This is a genomic window from Citrobacter sp. Colony219 (assembly GCF_019382635.1).
In the GTDB taxonomy this organism is placed as follows: Bacteria; Pseudomonadota; Gammaproteobacteria; order Enterobacterales; family Enterobacteriaceae; genus Citrobacter; species Citrobacter youngae.
Genome location: NZ_CP080033.1, coordinates 4,386 through 6,326, shown reverse-complemented (window position 1 = coordinate 6,326; position 1,941 = coordinate 4,386). Strand labels below are relative to the sequence as shown.

Below are 1,941 nucleotides of genomic sequence, written 5' to 3'. Positions count from 1 at the left end.
ATTATGTGGCCGAAACGGGAGCGATGGGGTTGCTCTCGACGCGTTTGCAAACCGTACAGCGAGCGAAAAAGTGTGGACTGGTGACGATGCAGAAAATCTTTGTCACCGACCGTTCTACCTGGCTACGCAGCCTGAAAGCCGTAGAACAAAGCGAACCCGATTACGTGCAACTGATGCCCGCGCAGATGTTGCCGCTACTCTCACAGGCTGACCGTAATGTGTTGCCGCCAATAGTGGCATCAGGCTTCGTCTGTAACGAGGAACATGCTCAAACGGCGCTGTTACACGGCGCGATAGCCGTTTCGAGCAGTGATAGCGCGTTATGGGATATAGACCTTCACCGTTAGAACACCGGGAGCCCGACCATGGAGAATTCACAACTTTTTGTTATTGCACATTATTTTTCTCGTAAGGGAATGGGAGACAAGGTCAATGATGCGCTCAGACTGCTTGCCCAGGCCTCGCGTCAGGAGCCTGAAAACATCACCTATGAGTTTTTCCGTTCTACGGAAGACGGCGATCGCTTTGTGATTATTGAAACCTATCGTTGTCCTGAGGGTCTCGAACTTCATCGACAAACGGAGCATTTTCAACGTATTGGCGTTGGGATTATCAACCCGTTGCTTGAGCGTAAAGAGGTGAAAAGCTTTCTCACTCATGCCGATACACCGCGTAGTTAAAAGCTGGCCATTTTTACTACCAGGAGTACATCAATGAACAATGTCATGAAGGATTTTACGTTTTCAACTGTACCGGAAATTATCGTCGAGTGGGCAGGAGCATCACGAGCAGGGAGATTATTCAGCCGCGATTTAGCGCGCGTCGCGTGTTGTTGGTGACCGACCCCGGACTGGTCAAAGCAGGGATTCTGCCGCCTGTTTTGCATAGCCTGCAAGAGGCAGGGTTTCAGGTGACGGTCTATGATCGGGTCCAACCCGATCGCAGGAACGTCTTGTCCGGGAAGCCTTACAGGTTGCTCGTGATGACCATTGCGACATGGTCATTGGTCTGGGCGGCGGCTCCTCGCTGGATGTCGCGAAGCTGGTGGCCGTGTTAATCAACTCTGAGCAAGATCTGCAGGCGCTTTACGGTATTGGCAAAGTTTCCGGGCAGCGTCTGCCGCTGATTAACATCCCNNNCGGCAGGGACGGGCTCAGAAGTCACTAATATTTCGATTTTGACGACCAATGATGACAGCAAAATGGGGATTGTCGCACCACAGCTATATGGCGATTTGGTGCTGCTGGATGCGCAATTGACGCTTGGACTTCCTCCGGTTCATACGGCGGCGGCTGGCATCGACGCGATGGTGCATGCCATTGAGGCTTATACCGGTAAATAAGAAGAACCCCATTTCGGATGCGCTGGCGCGGGAAGCATTACGCTTAATTAGCCGCCATCTGGTGACTGCCTGTCGTGATGGGAACAACCGTGAAGCGCGAGAAATGTTCTGCTGGGCGCGATGCTGGCAGGCCAGGCTTTTGCCAATTCCCCAGTGGCCGCAGTGCATGCGCTGGCTTATCCCCTTGGCGCACGACACCATATTCCACATGGGTTGTCGAATGCGTTGATGCTGATTCCGGTGCTGCAGTTTAATGCGCCAGTCGCTGCGCCGTACTATGCCGAGCTGGCTGCTGTTATTGGCGAGGAGGTGTCGGGGAATATGGAGAAAGATGCCGCGATATTTATTGCTGCGATGGTACGCATTATTGCTGAATCGGTGCACCGAAAAAGCTGCGCGATGTCGATATACCTGCTGAAACGCTGGCGATATTGGCTCAGGATGCCATGCAGCAGACTCGTCTTCTGGATAACAATCCTGTTCCGCTCACGGCAGATGATGCGTTGCGGCTATACCAACACGCGTTTTAAACAGAACACTCGCCAAAAGCTTGTCCGGCGAGTGGATTGCCGGACACTGTTTTGCCCGATGACATCGCG

4 protein-coding genes and 2 pseudogenes (1 of these 6 cut by a window edge) are annotated in these 1,941 nt (G+C 52.9%); all 6 read left to right on the top strand.

What is annotated here, in order from left to right; genetic code table 11:
* Nucleotides 1-347, top strand: a pseudogene (locus tag JTI85_RS00035) (glycerol-3-phosphate responsive antiterminator) (it extends 179 nt beyond the left edge of the window).
* Between the two features lie 18 nt (nt 348-365).
* Nucleotides 366-680: a putative quinol monooxygenase gene (locus tag JTI85_RS00030; protein ID WP_048213613.1), complete on the top strand. Its 315-nt coding sequence runs from the start codon at nt 366-368 to the stop codon at nt 678-680.
* Between the two features lie 89 nt (nt 681-769).
* Nucleotides 770-1,057 carry an iron-containing alcohol dehydrogenase gene (locus tag JTI85_RS21095; RefSeq protein WP_335621941.1) on the top strand — a complete coding sequence of 96 codons (288 nt, stop codon included), beginning with the start codon at nt 770-772 and terminating at the stop codon, nt 1,055-1,057.
* Nucleotides 997-1,167 (top strand): iron-containing alcohol dehydrogenase, encoded by a 171-nt coding sequence (locus tag JTI85_RS21090; protein WP_255574983.1) that lies wholly within the window; start codon nt 997-999, stop codon nt 1,165-1,167. Before JTI85_RS21095 ends, JTI85_RS21090 begins: the two co-directional genes overlap by 61 nt.
* 10 nt (nt 1,168-1,177) lie before the next feature.
* Nucleotides 1,178-1,342, top strand: a complete 165-nt coding sequence (locus JTI85_RS21085; RefSeq protein WP_236871744.1) for an iron-containing alcohol dehydrogenase — start codon at nt 1,178-1,180, stop codon at nt 1,340-1,342.
* A pseudogene (locus JTI85_RS21705) lies at nt 1,314-1,941 on the top strand (iron-containing alcohol dehydrogenase); the annotation flags it as partial. The gene JTI85_RS21085 and the pseudogene JTI85_RS21705, both read left to right, overlap by 29 nt.

Excerpts from the sequence above, each read along its gene's own strand:
- JTI85_RS00030 (WP_048213613.1), top strand. The coding sequence starts at position 366 with ATGGAGAATTCACAACTTTTTGTTATTGCACATTATTTTTCTCGTAAG.